Source organism: Leifsonia tongyongensis, from assembly GCF_010686705.1.
In the GTDB taxonomy this organism is placed as follows: Bacteria; Actinomycetota; Actinomycetes; order Actinomycetales; family Microbacteriaceae; genus Diaminobutyricibacter; species Diaminobutyricibacter tongyongensis.
Genome location: NZ_JAAGWY010000004.1, coordinates 181,019 through 195,617 on the forward strand (window position 1 = coordinate 181,019; position 14,599 = coordinate 195,617).

The following is a 14,599-nucleotide window of genomic DNA, read 5'->3' on the forward strand; positions in this document are numbered from 1 at the left end:
GTCTAGAATCGTAAGGCGATGCCAGAACAGACCCCCGCCGTGCACCAGCACGCCAAGACCAGAAGACCGCGTATCACCGGCGTCGGCCGTCTCCTCATCCTCGTCTACGGCATCCTCGCGCTCGCGGCCACGGGGCGCAGCGTCTTCCAGATCATCGACCGCTTCGGCGAGGCGCCCGTCGCGTTCACGCTGTCCGGGCTGGCCGCCATCGTCTACATCGTGGCGACCATCGCGCTGATCGCTCCGGGAGCGGTCTGGTACCGCGTCGCGTGGTTCACCATCTCGTTCGAGCTGGCCGGCGTGCTGGTGATCGGCACCCTCAGCCTGTTCGCGCCCGAGACGCTCGGGCTCACCAGCATCGACCCCTTCGGGCGGCAGGCGACGGTGTGGTCGGTCTACGGCATGGGCTATCTCTTCGTCCCGCTCGTCCTTCCGATCCTGGGCATGCTCTGGCTGTCGAAGAACAAGCCTGTTCCTGCCGAGGTCGGCGAGACCGCGGAATCCACCGAAGCCGGTATGTCGTGAAGGTCTTCAGGACGCTCGAGGCCGTTCCGGCCGATTTCGGCCCCAGCGCCGTCACGATCGGCAAGTTCGACGGCGTGCACTCCGGGCACCGGGCGGTCATCGCGACCCTCGACCGCGCTGCCGCCGAGCAGGGCCTGACGGCGACCGTCATCACGTTCGACCGGAATCCGCTCGAACTCCTGGCGCCCGAGAAGTGCCCCGCCTCGCTGACCGGCATCGAGCAGAAGCTCGACCTGCTGGCCGGCACCGGTGTCGAGGCGACACTGCTGCTGACCTTCGACAGGCAGACGGCCGACCTGAGCCCAGAAGACTTCGTGGAGAGCATCCTGGTCGACCGGCTCCACGCCCGTGTGGTGCTGGTCGGCACCGATTTCCGGTTCGGTGCGCACGGTGCAGGCGACGTCGCCGCACTCGAGGCACTCGGCAGGAGGTTCGGTTTCGTGGTCCGTCTCATCGACGACGTGCGCCCGGAAGGCGGGCGACGGGTGTCCTCGACCTGGATCCGTGAACTGCTCGCGGAGGGCGACGTCGCCCATGCGGCGCGCCTCCTCGGCCATGTGCCGACCGTTCGGGGTGTCGTCGTGCACGGTGCGAAGAGGGGGAGGGAACTCGGCTTCCCCACCGCCAACCTGTCTCCCGAGTCGGAGGGCCTGATCCCCGCCGACGGCATCTACGCGGGCTGGCTGACCGACGACGGCGTGCGCTACCCGGCGGCCATCTCGGTAGGCAACAACCCGACCTTCGAGGGCGTGCCCCAGAAGCAGGTCGAAGCGTATGTCCTCGACGAGGATCTGGACCTGTACGACCACCGCGTCGAGATCGCGTTCGTCGAGCGCATCCGGGGCATGGTCGCCTTCTCCGGGATCGAACCGCTGATCGCGCAGATCGCGGCGGACGTCGAGCAGGCCCGCGTCATCCTTTCCTGACCGGGAGGGCTCCTGACCGGGGGGCCCGAGCGTCCCCGATAGGATCGAGTGGTGTCGGACTCCCCGCAACGCCCCCTCTGGCACGGCAGGACGCTCGCTCTTCTGGGCATCCTGCTCGTCGCGGCGAACCTGCGGACCGCGGTCGCCGCATTGTCGCCGATCTTCGCCCAGATCCGCGTGGATTTCGCACTCACCAGCATCGGCGTCGGCGTGCTCGGGATGCTGCCCCCGGTCTGCTTCGCGGTCTTCGGGATCCTCGCTCCGGCCTTCACCCGCCGCGCGAGTCTCGAGACCGTCATGGTCTTCTCGCTGGTGGCCATCCTGCTCGGCGACCTGGTGCGCGCCCTTTCCGGGTCGTTCGTGGTGCTGGCCGTCGGGTCTGCCATCGCGTTCGCCGGCATGGGGGTGGGCAACGTGCTGCTCCCGCCGCTCGTCAAGAGGTACTTCCCCGACCGGATCGGGCTCGTCACGTCGCTCTACGCAACCGTCATGTCGGTCAGTACGCTGCTTCCGCCGCTCATCGCGGTTCCGGTCGCGGACAGCCTGGGCTGGCGCACCTCCGTGGGCATGTGGGGCGCGCTGAGCCTTCTGGCGGTGCTCCCGTGGCTGCGCATCCTGGTCTCGCACCGGCCCGCGCATCCCGACCACGACGTCGAGGTCGAGGAGCCGGAGCCGCGCCTGTTCGGCCGGGTCTGGCACACCGCGATCGGGTGGTCGCTCATGATCATCTTCGCCGTATCGGCTGTGAACGCGTACGCGATGTTCGCGTGGCTGCCCGAGATCCTCCACGACACCGCCGGGTCCGACCCGGTCGAGGCCGGCGCCCTGCTCTCGCTCTACGCCGCGATGGGCATCCCGTCCAGTCTGCTCGTCCCGCTCCTGGCGGCGCGGCTGAAGAATGTCGCCCTGCTGGTCTACGCCGCCGTCGCCTGCTTCGTGGTGGGCTATCTCGGACTCATCCTGGCCCCATCGACGGCGACCTGGGTCTGGGTGGTGTTCGCCGGGCTCGGGCCGCTGCTCTTCCCGCTCTCGCTCGTGCTCATCAACGTTCGCACGCGCACGCACGAGGGGGCCGTCGCGCTCAGCGGGTTCGTCCAGGGCGTCGGCTACACGCTCGGCGCCCTCGGCCCGCTCGTCGTGGGCGTCCTGCACCAGGTGACGGGCCAATGGACGCTCGCACTCGTCGTGCTGCTGGCCACCGCGGCAGCCGCGGCGGTCGCCGGCTCGGTCGTCGCGCGCCCGCACCAGCTCGAGGACAGTTTCCGACTTCGCTGACTCCGTTGACCGGGGGTCGGGTCAGCGTCGGGACAGCAGGTGCGCCCGGTGAACGAGCGCGCCTGCTCCGATGAGCGGGCCTTCGCCGGAGAGTGCGGACGGCACGACCCTCACCTTGCGGACGAATTCGAAGTAGTGGCGCGCGATCGTCGCACGGACGACATCGAACAGGTCGGGTGTGGACTGTGAGAAGCCGCCCCCGATGGCGACGAGTTCGAGGTCGACGAGCGCTGTGGCGGATGCGATGGCACGGCCGACCGCCTCGCCGGTGCGTTCGATGGCCTGGCGTGCGATCGGGTCCCCGGCTGCGTACGCTGCGGCGAGGTCTTCACCGGTCGCGCCGGTGAAGCCGTGGCTGCGCGCCCAGGCGACCGTGTGGGGACCGGAGGCGATGGCCTCGAGCGCGGTGGGGCTGCCGAAGGTGTTCTCCCCGGTCATACCGCCGACATCGACGTGACCGATGTGGCCGGCGTTGCCGGTCGGGCCGGTGATGACACGGCCGCCGACGATCAGCCCGCCGCCGATCCCGGTCGAGACCACCATGCCCATGACGTTGTCGACGCCCTGTGCCGCACCGACCCAGTGCTCGGCCATGGTGATGGCGACCCCGTCCATCTCGAGTTCGGCGGGCACGTCGTGGCCGGCGGCCTCTGCGACCCCTGCGACGAAGGACCGCATCGGGTAGTCGCGCCAGGCGGGCACATTGAGCGGGGACACGAGACCGTCGACCCGTTCGATGGGGCCGGCGCAGCCGATCCCGATGCCGATCACCTCGCCGTCGGGCGGAACGGTTGAGAGCGCGTCGCGGACGACGGTCGCAACGGAGTGCTCCAGCGCATCGGAGGTGGCGGCTCGGCCCGTCGGTTGACGGTGCCGCGATCCGGGAACGACCGCGCCGTCGGCATCGACGAGAGCGGATTCGACTTTGGTGCCACCGAAGTCGACAGCGAGGGCAAGGGGTGTGCGCACCCGTCAAGAGTAGGCGAAACAAGGGATGCTCATATGAGCAAACAGCGCGCAAGCGTTGCTCCGGCGCGAATGGCTTCTTAAGCTGTTGAGGGTGCATCGTGCGAAGGGAGACAGCCGCGATGAATGACAGCGACGAGATCCTCGCCGTGAAAGCAGCCGAACTCTATTACGAGGCGGGCAAGACGCAGGACGAGATCGGGCTTGCGCTCAGCGTGAGCCGATGGAAGGTCGGCCGGCTCCTGGTGCAGGCCCGCGAGCAGGGTTTCGTCCGGATCGAGATCGTCCACCCGAGCGCCAGGCGCTTCTCGCTCGAACGCGAACTCTGCGGCTTCTACGACCTCGCTGACGCGGTCGTCGTGCCCACCATCGACTCCGACTCCGACGTGCAGGCCAGGGTCGCGCAGGCGGCCGCCGACTACCTCACGACCCTGCGGCCCGTTCCCCGCGTCCTCGGCGTGAGCTGGGGCCGCACGCTCCACGCGGTGGCCGCACGACTGCGGCCCGGCTGGGCCGTCGGCGTCAACCCCGTGCAGATCAACGGCAGCGTCAGCAGCACCCGGCAGGCGACAGCCGCAGCCGACACCGCCGTCGTCATCGCGCGCAAAGCCCAGGGGACGGCGACGCTGCTGCCCAGTCCGGCGATCTTCGAACAGGCGGCGACGCGTCGCGCGATCGAAGCGGACCGCGCCGTTCAGAGCGTGCTCGAGATCGCGCGGAACGCATCCGCGTACCTGTTCAGCGCCGGCGTCGTCGACGCCAGCTCGGTGCACGTCGACAGCGGCTACCTGACCGCCGAGGACGTGCGCAGCCTCGCCGAGAAGGGCGCCGTCGGCGATGTCGTCGGCCGGTTCATCACCGAAGACGGCTTCGTGGCCGACGAGGAGCTGAACGGCCGCACCCTCGGCATCACGCTCGACGAATTGCGGGCCGCGCGCGTCAGCATCGCGGTCATCGCCGGCGAATCCAAGCACCGGATCGCCCACGCGGTCGTCTCGAGCGGTCTGTGCACCACGCTCATCACCGACGAAGCGACCGCCAACGACCTGCTCGGCAGGTCGACGACCGCCGGCAACGCTGTCGGCGACCCCGTCAGAATCGAAGGAGTGAAGTGACCATCGAAACAACGCCGCCCGTGCGATCCCTCGCGCCGGCAGCACGCGCAGTGGACGTGCTGGGCGGTGACCTCACTGAGGCCAGCCTGCGCCGCTACCTCGAAGGCATCCCCGGGGTCGACGCCGTCGGCCTCGAACAACGCGCGGGCGGTCTGGGCACGCGCTCCATCAAGACCTCCAGCAAGCGCTGGGCCCTCGACAAGATCATCGAGCTCATCGACCTCACCACCCTCGAAGGCGCCGACACCCCCGGCAAGGTGCGGTCGCTCGTGGCGAAAGCCATGACGCCGGACCCGGGCGACCTCACCACGCCACGGGTCGCTGCGGTGTGCGTATACGGCGACATGGTCCCCTATGCGGTCGCAGCGCTCGGCGACGCCCACGTGGCGAAGAACCCCGGCGGCATCGCCGTCGCAGCGGTCGCCACGGCCTTCCCCAGCGGGCGGGCCTCGCTCACAGTGAAACTCGCCGATACGGCGGATGCGGTGGCCGCGGGAGCCGACGAGATCGACATGGTCATCGACCGTGGCGCCTTCCTCGCCGGCCGCTACGGTCTCGTGTTCGATGAGATCGTGGCCGTCAAGGAGGCCTGCCGTCGCCCCGACGGCACCTACGCTCACCTCAAAGTGATCCTCGAGACGGGGGAGCTGAACACGTACGACAACGTGCGCCGCGCATCCTGGCTCTCCATCCTCGCCGGAGGCGACTTCATCAAGACCTCCACCGGCAAGGTCTCCCCGGCGGCGACACTGCCCGTCACCCTCTCGATGCTCGAGGTCGTGCGCGACTGGCACCGGCTCACGGGCGAGAAGATCGGCGTGAAGCCGGCCGGCGGCATCCGCTCATCGAAGGATGCGATCAAATACCTCGTGACGGTCGCCGAGACCGCAGGCGAAGAGTGGCTGCAGCCGCACCTGTTCCGGTTCGGCGCCTCCAGCCTGCTGAACGATGTGCTGCTCCAGCGGCAGAAGATGACGACCGGGCACTACTCCGGCGCCGACTACGTGACGATCGACTAAGGACAGACAATGAGTTTCCTCGAATACGCACCTGCGCCCGAGTCGCGGTCGATCCTGAATCTTCGCGACCAGTACGGCCTCTTCATCGACGGCGAGTTCGTCGACGGCGGCGGCCCGGCCTTCCAGACCATCTCGCCCGCATCCGAAGAGCGCATCGCGACGATCGCCACCGCCGACGCGGGCGACATCGACACGGCGGTCGCGGCAGCGCGCCGCGCCTACGACCGGGTCTGGTCACGCATGAGCGGCTCGGACCGCGGCAAATACCTGTTCCGCATCGCCCGCCTCATCCAGGAGCGCTCCCGCGAGCTCGCCGTCGCCGAGAGCCTCGACAACGGCAAGCCGATCAAGGAGAGCCGGGATGTGGATGTCCCGCTCGTCGCGGCGTGGTTCTTCTACTACGCGGGATGGGCCGACAAGCTCGACCACGCCGGTCTCGGCCCCGCTCCGCGCGCGCTCGGGGTCGCAGCCCAGGTCATCCCGTGGAACTTCCCGCTGCTGATGCTCGCGTGGAAGATCGCCCCCGCGCTCGCGGCGGGCAACACGGTCGTGCTCAAGCCGGCGGAGACCACGCCCCTGACCGCACTGCTCTTCGCCGAGATCGTGCAGCAGGCCGACCTCCCGGCGGGTGTCGTCAACATCGTCACCGGTGCGGGCGAGACCGGGCGGCTCCTGGTGAACCACCCCGACGTCAACAAGGTCGCCTTCACCGGTTCGACGGCCGTGGGTCGCGAGATCGCACGTTCGGTGGCCGGCACGGACAAGAAGCTGACCCTCGAGCTCGGCGGCAAAGCGGCGAACATCGTGTTCGACGATGCTCCGATCGACCAGGCCATCGAAGGCATCGTCAACGGCATCTTCTTCAACCAGGGCCACGTCTGCTGCGCAGGCAGCCGCCTCCTGGTACAGGAGAACATCCACGACGAGGTCGTCGACCGCCTGAAGACGCGACTGTCGACGCTCCGCCTCGGCGACCCGCTGGACAAGAACACCGACATCGGCGCCATCAACAGTGCCGAACAGCTGCAGCGCATCCGTGAGCTGTCCGACATCGGCGAGGCCGAGGGGGCCGAACGCTGGAGCCCGGCCTGCGACATCCCGGAGAACGGCTTCTGGTTCGCACCCACGATCTTCACGAACGTGTCGACCAGCCACCGCATCGCCCGCGAAGAGATCTTCGGGCCGGTGCTGTCCGTGCTGTCGTTCCGCACCCCGGCCGAGGCGATCGCCAAAGCGAACAACACGCCGTACGGGCTTTCGGCCGGCATCTGGAGCGACAAGGGCAGCCGCATCCTCGCGGTCGCCGACAAGCTGCGCGCCGGAGTGGTCTGGGCGAACACGTTCAACCGGTTCGACCCGTCGAGCCCGTTCGGCGGCTACAAGGAGTCGGGCTACGGCCGCGAGGGTGGTCGCCACGGACTGGCTGCCTACCTTAAGCCGGCCATTTCGGCGTCTGCCGCGAAGGCCGTCACAGCACCCGCATCCACCTCCACCTCCACCAAGGGAGCGAAGAAATGAGCCGCCTCGCCGTGCCGAAGACCTACAAGCTGTACATCGGCGGAAAGTTCCCGCGCAGCGAGTCGGGTCGCACCTTTGAGGTCGTCTCGGCCAAGGGCGCGTTCCTGGCGAACGCGGCCAAAGCATCCCGCAAGGATGCGCGTGACGCCGTCGTCGCCGCCCGTGCGGCTCTCGGCGGATGGGCCGGTGCGACCGCCTACAACCGCGGCCAGGTGCTCTACCGCATCGCCGAACTCCTCGAGGGGCGTCGTGCGCAGTTCGTCGACGAGATCGTCCACGCGGAGGGCGTCACCGCGTCCGTCGCAGGTGCTCAGGTCGATGAAGCGATCGACCGCTGGGTCTGGTACGCCGGATGGACCGACAAGTTCGCCCAGGTGGCCGGCAACGCCAACCCGGTCGCCGGCCCCTACTTCAACATCTCGGTTCCCGAGCCGACCGGTGTCGTCGCCGTCATCGCCCCACAGGGCTCCAGCCTCCTCGGATTCGTCAGTGCCGTCGCTCCCGCCCTCGTGGCCGGGAACACGGTGGTCGTCGTCGCGAGCGAGCGGTTCCCGCTGTCGGCGATCAGCCTGAGCGAGGTGCTCGCGACCAGCGACGTCCCGGGCGGCGTGGTGAACATCCTGACCGGCTCGCCGGCCGAGATCGCTCCGTGGCTCGCATCCCATTCCGATGTCAACGCCGTCGACCTGGTCGGCGCCGGTGACCTCGACTGGGTCGACCTGCAGATCGCGGCCGCCGAGACGCTGAAGCGCGTCCTGCCGCCGGAGAACGGGGCGGATGCAGCGGCGCCCAGCCTCGATCGGATCACGGCGTTCACGGAGACCAAGACCGTCTGGCACACCAAGAGCCTCATCTGATCGACGGGTCGTCGTCGGTCGGCGCGCTGGCGGTTCGGAGCCGCGCGGGTGATGATGGATACATGTCGGAATTCGGAGCCACTGCGTTCGTCGGCGACAGCCTGACCCAGGCGGGCCGCTGGGAGGAGTGGTTTCCTGACGAGGATGTGCTGAATTTCGGGGTCAGCGGCAACACCACCGATGACGTCATCGTCAGGCTGAGCGAGGTGATCGACTCCGGGCCTGGCTCGATCGTGCTGCTCATCGGAACCAACGATCTCGCCTGGCGCAGGTCGGCCGAGCACATCGTGCGCAATGTCGAGACCATTCTCGTCACGCTGCGACGGGACCTGCCGGAGACGCGCATCCTGGTGCAGTCCGTGATGCCGCGCGGGCACGAGTTCGCACCCGAGATCCGCGACGTGAACAGGCACCTCTGGCAGTTCGCTCCGACGATTCACGCACAGTGGCTCGACCTGTGGCCGGCGCTCGCCCTCGAAGACGGTGAACTGAATCCGGCGTACTCCGACGACCGCCTGCACCTCAACGAGGCGGGCTACAGCGCGTGGATCGCCGAGTTGAGGCCCGCGCTCGAGCGCCTGCGCCAACAGCCGCCGTCGAGCCGGGCGATCCAGTTGCCCGACCTGCGCGGCTGGACTGGGCCGTGAGCGTTCCCCAGCGTCGTCAGCGCGAACGCAGCAGCGCGGCGTAGAAGCCGATCCCGCGCAGCCAGGTCGCCACCCGGATACGTTCGTTGCGGGCGTGCAGGGTGCCGCGCTCCTCGGTGCTCATCTCGAACGGGGTGAACCGGTACACCGCGTCGCTGATGGCTGTGAAGTGCCTGCTGTCGCTTGCGCCGAGCATCACGTAGGGCGAGACGATCGCCTCCGGGAAGGTCTCTGCGATGCTCTCCCGGATCGACTCCCATTCCGCCCCGCTGGTCGGCGAGACAGAGGAAGGCTCGTTGGCGTCGACGACGATCACCTCGACGAACGGGTCGCCGATCGCACGGCGGACGTGGCGCAGCGTCTCCTCGACGGTCGAACCGACCGCGATCCGCACATTCACCTCTGCGTAGGCCTCTTCGGCGAGGGCGTTGGAGGCGAGGCTCCCGCTCAGCCGGGTGACGGCCGTGGTCGTCCGCACGATCGCCCTGGTCTCGTCGCTGAGGCGCCCGAACGCTGCGATCAGGAGCGGCTTGAGCAGGCGCGCCCGCGTGAACACGTGCCGCAGCGGCCCACTGGCGTGGCCGCCCAGCGTCTCGATCATCTGCAGGTCGGTCTCCGACAGGCGCGCCGGGAAGGGCCGTCCGTTCAGGCGGGTGATCGCACGCGCGAGACGCACTGGCGCGCTCATCCGGGGCGGGGTCGAGGCGTGGCCGCCGGGCTGGCTCACCTGCAGTCGCAGCGTGGTGATCCCCTTCTCGCTGACCCCGACCACGGCTATCGGGTCGTGCACGGCGGGGAAGACGCCCTCCACGATCGCACCGCCCTCGTCGACGACCATGGCCGGCCGGATGCCTCGCTCCGCCAGGTGCGCGACAACGGCCTGCGCGCCTTTGCCGGTGGTCTCCTCGTCGTGCCCGAAGCTCAGGTAGACGTCGTGCTGCGGCAGGTGACCGGCGCCCACGAGCGCGTCGACCGCCTCGAGGATCGCGACGAGCGCACCCTTGTCGTCGAGCGTCCCGCGGCCCCAGAGCACCCGATCCTGGTCAGACCCGACCAGGTCGGCGGCGAACGGCGGATGCTCCCAGCCCTCCTCCTCGGCGGGGACGACGTCGTAGTGCGCCATCAGAATCGTCGGCGCGCCGGGCTCGCGCCCTGCCCAGCGGTAGAGCATCGAGTGGCGCGCGATGAGGGTGCGCTCGACCGTGGCGTGGAGTTCGGGGTAGAGGCGGGGAAGTGCCTCGACGAAGGAGTCGAAGTACTGCCACTGGGTCGTCTCGATCTCGTTGCGGGACATCGTCGGGATACGCAGGAGTTCACGGAACCGATCCACAGCCACGGCGTTCTCGTGTTCCAGGGCGCAGTCGGGCATGGATCGACTGTACTCATTCACCGGCGGCCGCTCGGAACGCGGCAAGCGCGGTGTCGGAGAAGAGCACGAACCGCACCCGCTCCACCGTCCCGGTGGAGGCGGCGAGCACCGAGCGCACCGTGCTGATCGCCGTACGAGCGGCATCGTTCATCGGCCATCCGTAGATGCCGGCCGAGATCGCCGGGAAGGCGATGCTCGTGGCACCCAGTTCGCGCGCCACCCGCAGTGACGAGCGGTACGCGTCCTGCAACAGGGGAGTGCGGTCGTCCGTGGCCGACCAGACGGGGCCGACCGTGTGGATCACCCAGCGTGCGTCGAGGCGCCCCGCCGTCGTGGCCACCGCCTGGCCGGTCGGCAGCCCGTCGGGGTACGTCGTCGCTCGCAGCCGGCGGCACTCCTCGAGGATCTCGGGGCCGCCGGCCCTGTGGATCGCGCCGTCGACGCCGCCGCCACCGAGCAGTGAACTGTTGGCGGCGTTGACGATCGCATCGACCTGTTCGTCGGTGATGTCGCCGCGCACGATCTCGATGCCGCTCATCGGTCAGCTGCGGTTGTTGGAGAGTTCGTACACTTTCAGCAGTTCGGCGATGGCAGCGTCGCGCGTGCTTCCGCCTTCTTCGAACATTTCGGCCACATGGGTCCTGAGGTGGTTCTCCACCAGGAGCTTGTTGAGGGAGCCGAGTGATTTCTGGATGGCGAGGGATTGCGTGAGGATGTCGACACAGTAGTCCTCGTTCTCGATCATCTTCTCGACGCCCCGAAGCTGGCCTTCGAGGATGCGGGCGCGGTGGAGGGCGCGCTTCTTGATGTCTGCGATCACAGGTCACACGATACTCTTCGAACGTGTATACCCCTCAGGGGTACCGTGAGCCCTCCTTCGGGTGGGCAGGCGATATATGCCGCCGACAGCATCTGCGCCTAGCAGATACGTCCCCCGGAATGGGTCTGGTTTCCCGGCGCGTCACGTGAATTACCCCATAACGGGGGGTGGGGTGCCCTAAACAGACGGGTCTATGCTCTGCGTAGGGGTTGAGAAATATTCGTTTAACAGGAAAGGCCCGACTTTGCTGAAGAACCTCAGCCCGCTGCTGTCCGGCGCGCTTTTAAGCGCTCTGGATTCCATGGACGATGGCGACCTCCTTACGTTGGTCGGCAGCGGCTACCCAGAAGAAGAAATCGTTTCACCCGTCATTCATCTCGGTGAGGTGACGACAGAGGCCGCGGCAGACGCGATCCTCAGCGTCGTTCCGCTCGACTGCCACGATCCGGCTCCCATAGCGTTTCTGGACTGCACAGGCACCCTCGACGACTTGCCAGACGTGGCATTCGCAGTGAACGGCATCGCGTCCGATGCCGAACTCCGCCGCATTTCGATGTCACGCCTCGAGCTCGACGAATTCGTCGCGCTCGCCCGTCAGTCCGTGGTGACCGTGCGTGTGGGCTCAGATGCCCCACCGTGCGCGTTCCTCCTCCGGAAAGGCATCTGCTAAGGGCGCGTGCAGGGGGTCGGCCTGCACCACGCATTCGGCCGGGTCTCTCGTCCGCCGCGAACGAGCGGTGGGCGGGGAGCCCCCGGCCAGGGGCGCCGGCGCGGTGCCGTAGACTCGGTCAGCTATGACACGACCGGCGGCCAGACCCGAATTCTCCCGCAGCGCGCTCGTACCCGGCTTCCTCGGGGCCATCGTCCTCATCGCCGGCTTCGCGCTCATCGGAACCGAGTGGTACCTGTACGTGCAGTACGCCGTCAGCATCCTCGCCCTCATCCTGTGCGTATTCGCCGGGCAGGCGAAGCAATGGTGGTGGCTGGCCGGGCTCCTTCCGATCGCCGTGATCTGGAATCCGGTGTGGCCGATCACGCTCGCCGACCTCGTCCTCCGCGGACTCGAACTCGTCGCGGCGGTCGTCTTCGTCGGCGCGGCGATCGTCATCAAGGTCCCGGTCGATCACCGACGCTGACCCGAAGGGTTCGCCACACCCACCGGATCGGTGGTGTCGAACTGCCTCCTCTCGCGTAAACTGGGAATGCGTCACCGGTTTCGTGACGCACTCGCTCGTCTCGGCCGGGATCACCCTCTCCGGCTGCCACGGCTGACATCTCAGCCACACGGCGTCGCCCGCCCACACCGGCGGCGCGCAGCGGTCGCAGCCGACCGCCCGCTCTCACTGGAGGACCATGCCCCGTTCCGGTCAACGCAGCGCCTCGCCGCGCGCGACACAGCAGCGCCGCACCCGGCACGCGAACAACGACGGCCTCATCCCGGTGCTCGCGCGAAAGGTGCGCGAGGTCGAAGCGAAGGCCGCCGACGGCAAGAAACTCGGGCCGACGAACCGCACGAAATTCCAGGTCATCGCATTTCTCATGCGCGAAGAGCGCGCTCGGGCCAAGGCCGACACGGAACTGTCCGATGCCGCTCGCGCGGAACAGCTCAAACGACTCGACGGGATCGCCACGATCCTCGCGAAGACCGCTGCTCGCGACACCTCCCTCATCGCCCTGCTCGAGAGCGAAGCCCCGCCGAGTGCGACCGCCCAGAAGCTCCGCCGTGACTGGCTCCTCGAATCCGGCACCGAACTCAGCCCCGACGACCTCATCATCACCACCGAACGTCCGGCCCCGCCGCAGGAGTCGATGCTCCCGCCCGAACTCGCCGAGAAGCAGGTCGTCCCCCAGTCGGTGAAGGCCCGCCAGCTCTCCAACCCGTTCCTCGCCCCCGATTTCTCGCGTGCCGCGGCATCCACTCCAGCGCCCCGGCGTCGCCTCGACTCCTGGGAGCTCCTCGGACCGCTCTTCAAATCGTTCGAGTACGGATCGGGCGGCCAGGCGGCCTCCATGGACCTGCCTCCCGCGCCCGCGATCGACCGCTACTCGCCTCCTGGCCTCGAACTGATGCACCACCAGGCGCGCTTCGTCGAAGAAGTCCGCCGTGGGCATCGCAGTTTCCTCCTCGCCGACGAGCCGGGACTCGGCAAAACCGCCCAGTCGCTTCTCGCGGCCTCGGTCGCCGGCGCCTACCCGCTTCTCGCGATCGTGCCGAACGTCGTCAAGATGAACTGGGCGCGCGAGGTGGAACTCTGGACACCGCACCGCCGGGCCACGGTCATCCACGGTGACGGCGAGGGGCTGGATGCGTTCGCCGACGTCGTCATCGTCAACTACGAAGTGCTCGACCGGCACCTCGCGTGGCTCAGCAGGCTCGGCTTCAAGGGCATGGTCGTCGACGAGGCGCACTTCATCAAGAACCTGCACTCCCAGCGCAGCAAATACGTCCTCGGGCTGGCAGAAGCCATCCGGGCGACCGCGCCGGCGGGCGACCCGCTTCTCCTCGCTCTCACCGGAACGCCGTTGATCAACGACATCGACGACTTCCGTGCCATCTGGCAGTTCCTCGGCTGGATCGACGGCGCGAAGCCGCGTCCGAAACTGATGGAGAAGCTCGAGGAGACCGGCCTCACCCCAGCCGACTTCGGCTTCTACGCCGCCGCGCGCGAGGCCGTGATCGACATGGGCATCGTCCGGCGCCGCAAGATCGATGTCGCCGCCGACCTCCCGAGCCGCCGCGTTGTGGACCTGCCGGTCGAGCTCGACGACGATCTGGGCCGCTCGATCCGCCAGGCTGAGCGCGAGCTCGCGGCGCGGCTGGTCGCACGCTTCAACCGCGCTGCGGCAGCGGGGCGCCCGGACTCCTTCGAAGGCGACGACGAAGCCCACCGCGCCCACCTCATCCGGCTGGTCGCGCAGTCCGAGCTGGAGGAGTCGAAGTCGGCGAAGACCGGCGAGAACGTCTTCACGATGGTGCGCAAGATCGGCCAGGCGAAAGCCAACCTGGCCAGCGACTACACCGCGCAGCTTGCGCGCTCCGTCGGCAAGGTGGTGTTCTTCGCGAAGCACATCGACGTGATGGATGCGGCGGAGGCGGCGTTCGCCTCCCGCGACCTGAAGACCATCTCGATCCGCGGCGACCAGACGGCTCTCGCGCGGCAACGGGAGATCGACGCATTCAACAACGACCCGACCGTGGCGGTGGCGGTGTGCTCACTCACCGCGGCCGGCGTCGGCCTCAACCTGCAGGCCGCCTCGAACGTCGTGCTGGCCGAACTGTCGTGGACGGCCGCTGAGCAGACCCAGGCGATCGATCGAGTGCACCGCATCGGTCAGGAGGAGCCGGTCACGGCCTGGCGCATCGTCGCCGCGCAGACCATAGACTCGAAGATCGCCGAACTGATCGACGCGAAGAAGGGCCTTGCTGCCCGAGCGCTCGACGGTTCGGATGTCGAACCCGGCTCGGCGGACTCGGTGCAGCTCGAAGCTCTGATGGGGCTGCTCCGTGACGCCCTGGAGAACTGACGCCCGGGAGAACTGACGCCCGGGAGAACTGACGCCG

General features: G+C 68.3%; 15 protein-coding genes. 11 read left to right on the forward strand and 4 right to left on the reverse strand.

Annotation, left to right across the window (positions count from 1 at the left end; genetic code table 11):
- The first annotated feature begins 18 nt into the window (after positions 1 to 18).
- Genes G3T36_RS16395 through G3T36_RS16405 form a run of 3 tightly spaced genes read left to right on the forward strand, consistent with a single transcriptional unit; the run spans position 19 to position 2,726 of the window.
- Positions 19 to 525, forward strand: coding sequence for a hypothetical protein (locus G3T36_RS16395; protein WP_163290897.1), 507 nt, complete (start codon positions 19 to 21; stop codon positions 523 to 525).
- Entirely contained in the window at positions 522 to 1,451 is a 930-nt protein-coding gene (locus G3T36_RS16400) for a bifunctional riboflavin kinase/FAD synthetase (protein WP_163290898.1), read from the forward strand. The genes G3T36_RS16395 and G3T36_RS16400 overlap by 4 nt, the downstream gene beginning before the upstream one ends.
- Before the next feature lie 51 nt (positions 1,452 to 1,502).
- Positions 1,503 to 2,726 carry an MFS transporter gene (locus G3T36_RS16405; RefSeq protein ID WP_163290899.1) on the forward strand — a complete coding sequence of 408 codons (1,224 nt, stop codon included), beginning with the start codon at positions 1,503 to 1,505 and terminating at the stop codon, positions 2,724 to 2,726.
- Between the two features lie 21 nt (positions 2,727 to 2,747).
- On the opposite strand, the gene G3T36_RS16410 is transcribed toward G3T36_RS16405, so the two are convergent.
- Positions 2,748 to 3,695 carry an ROK family protein gene (locus G3T36_RS16410; protein ID WP_163290900.1) on the reverse strand — a complete coding sequence of 316 codons (948 nt, stop codon included), beginning with the start codon at positions 3,693 to 3,695 and terminating at the stop codon, positions 2,748 to 2,750.
- A gap of 119 nt (positions 3,696 to 3,814) precedes the next feature.
- Here G3T36_RS16410 and G3T36_RS16415 point away from each other — a divergent pair, with 119 nt between their 5' ends.
- From G3T36_RS16415 to G3T36_RS16435, 5 genes are all read left to right on the forward strand, one after another.
- Positions 3,815 to 4,807 carry a sugar-binding transcriptional regulator gene (locus G3T36_RS16415; protein WP_163290901.1) on the forward strand — a complete coding sequence of 331 codons (993 nt, stop codon included), beginning with the start codon at positions 3,815 to 3,817 and terminating at the stop codon, positions 4,805 to 4,807.
- On the forward strand, positions 4,804 to 5,826 hold the full coding sequence (gene deoC / locus G3T36_RS16420) for a deoxyribose-phosphate aldolase (protein WP_163290902.1): 1,023 nt from the start codon (positions 4,804 to 4,806) through the stop codon (positions 5,824 to 5,826). The genes G3T36_RS16415 and deoC overlap by 4 nt, the downstream gene beginning before the upstream one ends.
- Positions 5,827 to 5,835: 9 nt before the next feature.
- Entirely contained in the window at positions 5,836 to 7,344 is a 1,509-nt protein-coding gene (locus tag G3T36_RS16425) for an aldehyde dehydrogenase family protein (protein ID WP_163290903.1), read from the forward strand.
- Positions 7,341 to 8,201 (forward strand): aldehyde dehydrogenase family protein, encoded by an 861-nt coding sequence (locus G3T36_RS16430; protein WP_163290904.1) that lies wholly within the window; start codon positions 7,341 to 7,343, stop codon positions 8,199 to 8,201. The genes G3T36_RS16425 and G3T36_RS16430 overlap by 4 nt, the downstream gene beginning before the upstream one ends.
- A gap of 62 nt (positions 8,202 to 8,263) precedes the next feature.
- Positions 8,264 to 8,848, forward strand: coding sequence for a GDSL-type esterase/lipase family protein (locus G3T36_RS16435; protein ID WP_163290905.1), 585 nt, complete (start codon positions 8,264 to 8,266; stop codon positions 8,846 to 8,848).
- A gap of 16 nt (positions 8,849 to 8,864) precedes the next feature.
- Here the strand turns inward: G3T36_RS16435 and G3T36_RS16440 are convergent, their stop codons facing one another.
- Genes G3T36_RS16440 through G3T36_RS16450 form a run of 3 tightly spaced genes read right to left on the reverse strand, consistent with a single transcriptional unit; the run spans position 8,865 to position 11,037 of the window.
- The gene (locus tag G3T36_RS16440; protein WP_163290906.1) at positions 8,865 to 10,217 is read right to left on the reverse strand and encodes a M20/M25/M40 family metallo-hydrolase; all 1,353 of its coding nucleotides are present in this window, start codon (positions 10,215 to 10,217) and stop codon (positions 8,865 to 8,867) included.
- 13 nt (positions 10,218 to 10,230) lie between these two features.
- Positions 10,231 to 10,755 carry an O-acetyl-ADP-ribose deacetylase gene (locus tag G3T36_RS16445; RefSeq protein WP_163290907.1) on the reverse strand — a complete coding sequence of 175 codons (525 nt, stop codon included), beginning with the start codon at positions 10,753 to 10,755 and terminating at the stop codon, positions 10,231 to 10,233.
- 3 nt (positions 10,756 to 10,758) lie between these two features.
- Positions 10,759 to 11,037: a metal-sensing transcriptional repressor gene (locus G3T36_RS16450; RefSeq protein ID WP_163290908.1), complete on the reverse strand. Its 279-nt coding sequence runs from the start codon at positions 11,035 to 11,037 to the stop codon at positions 10,759 to 10,761.
- A 244-nt stretch (positions 11,038 to 11,281) separates the two neighbouring features.
- On the opposite strand from G3T36_RS16450, the gene G3T36_RS16455 reads away from it, so the two are divergent.
- The 3 genes from G3T36_RS16455 to G3T36_RS16465 all read left to right on the forward strand — a co-directional run bounded on the left by G3T36_RS16455 (position 11,282) and on the right by G3T36_RS16465 (position 14,562).
- Positions 11,282 to 11,707 (forward strand): RbsD/FucU domain-containing protein, encoded by a 426-nt coding sequence (locus G3T36_RS16455; RefSeq protein WP_163290909.1) that lies wholly within the window; start codon positions 11,282 to 11,284, stop codon positions 11,705 to 11,707.
- A 124-nt stretch (positions 11,708 to 11,831) separates the two neighbouring features.
- A complete protein-coding gene (locus G3T36_RS16460) occupies positions 11,832 to 12,173 on the forward strand; it encodes a DUF6804 family protein (protein WP_163290910.1) in 342 nt (113 codons plus the stop codon).
- Positions 12,174 to 12,390: 217 nt separating this feature from the next.
- Positions 12,391 to 14,562 (forward strand): DEAD/DEAH box helicase, encoded by a 2,172-nt coding sequence (locus G3T36_RS16465; RefSeq protein ID WP_163290911.1) that lies wholly within the window; start codon positions 12,391 to 12,393, stop codon positions 14,560 to 14,562.
- The last annotated feature ends 37 nt before the right edge of the window (positions 14,563 to 14,599 follow it).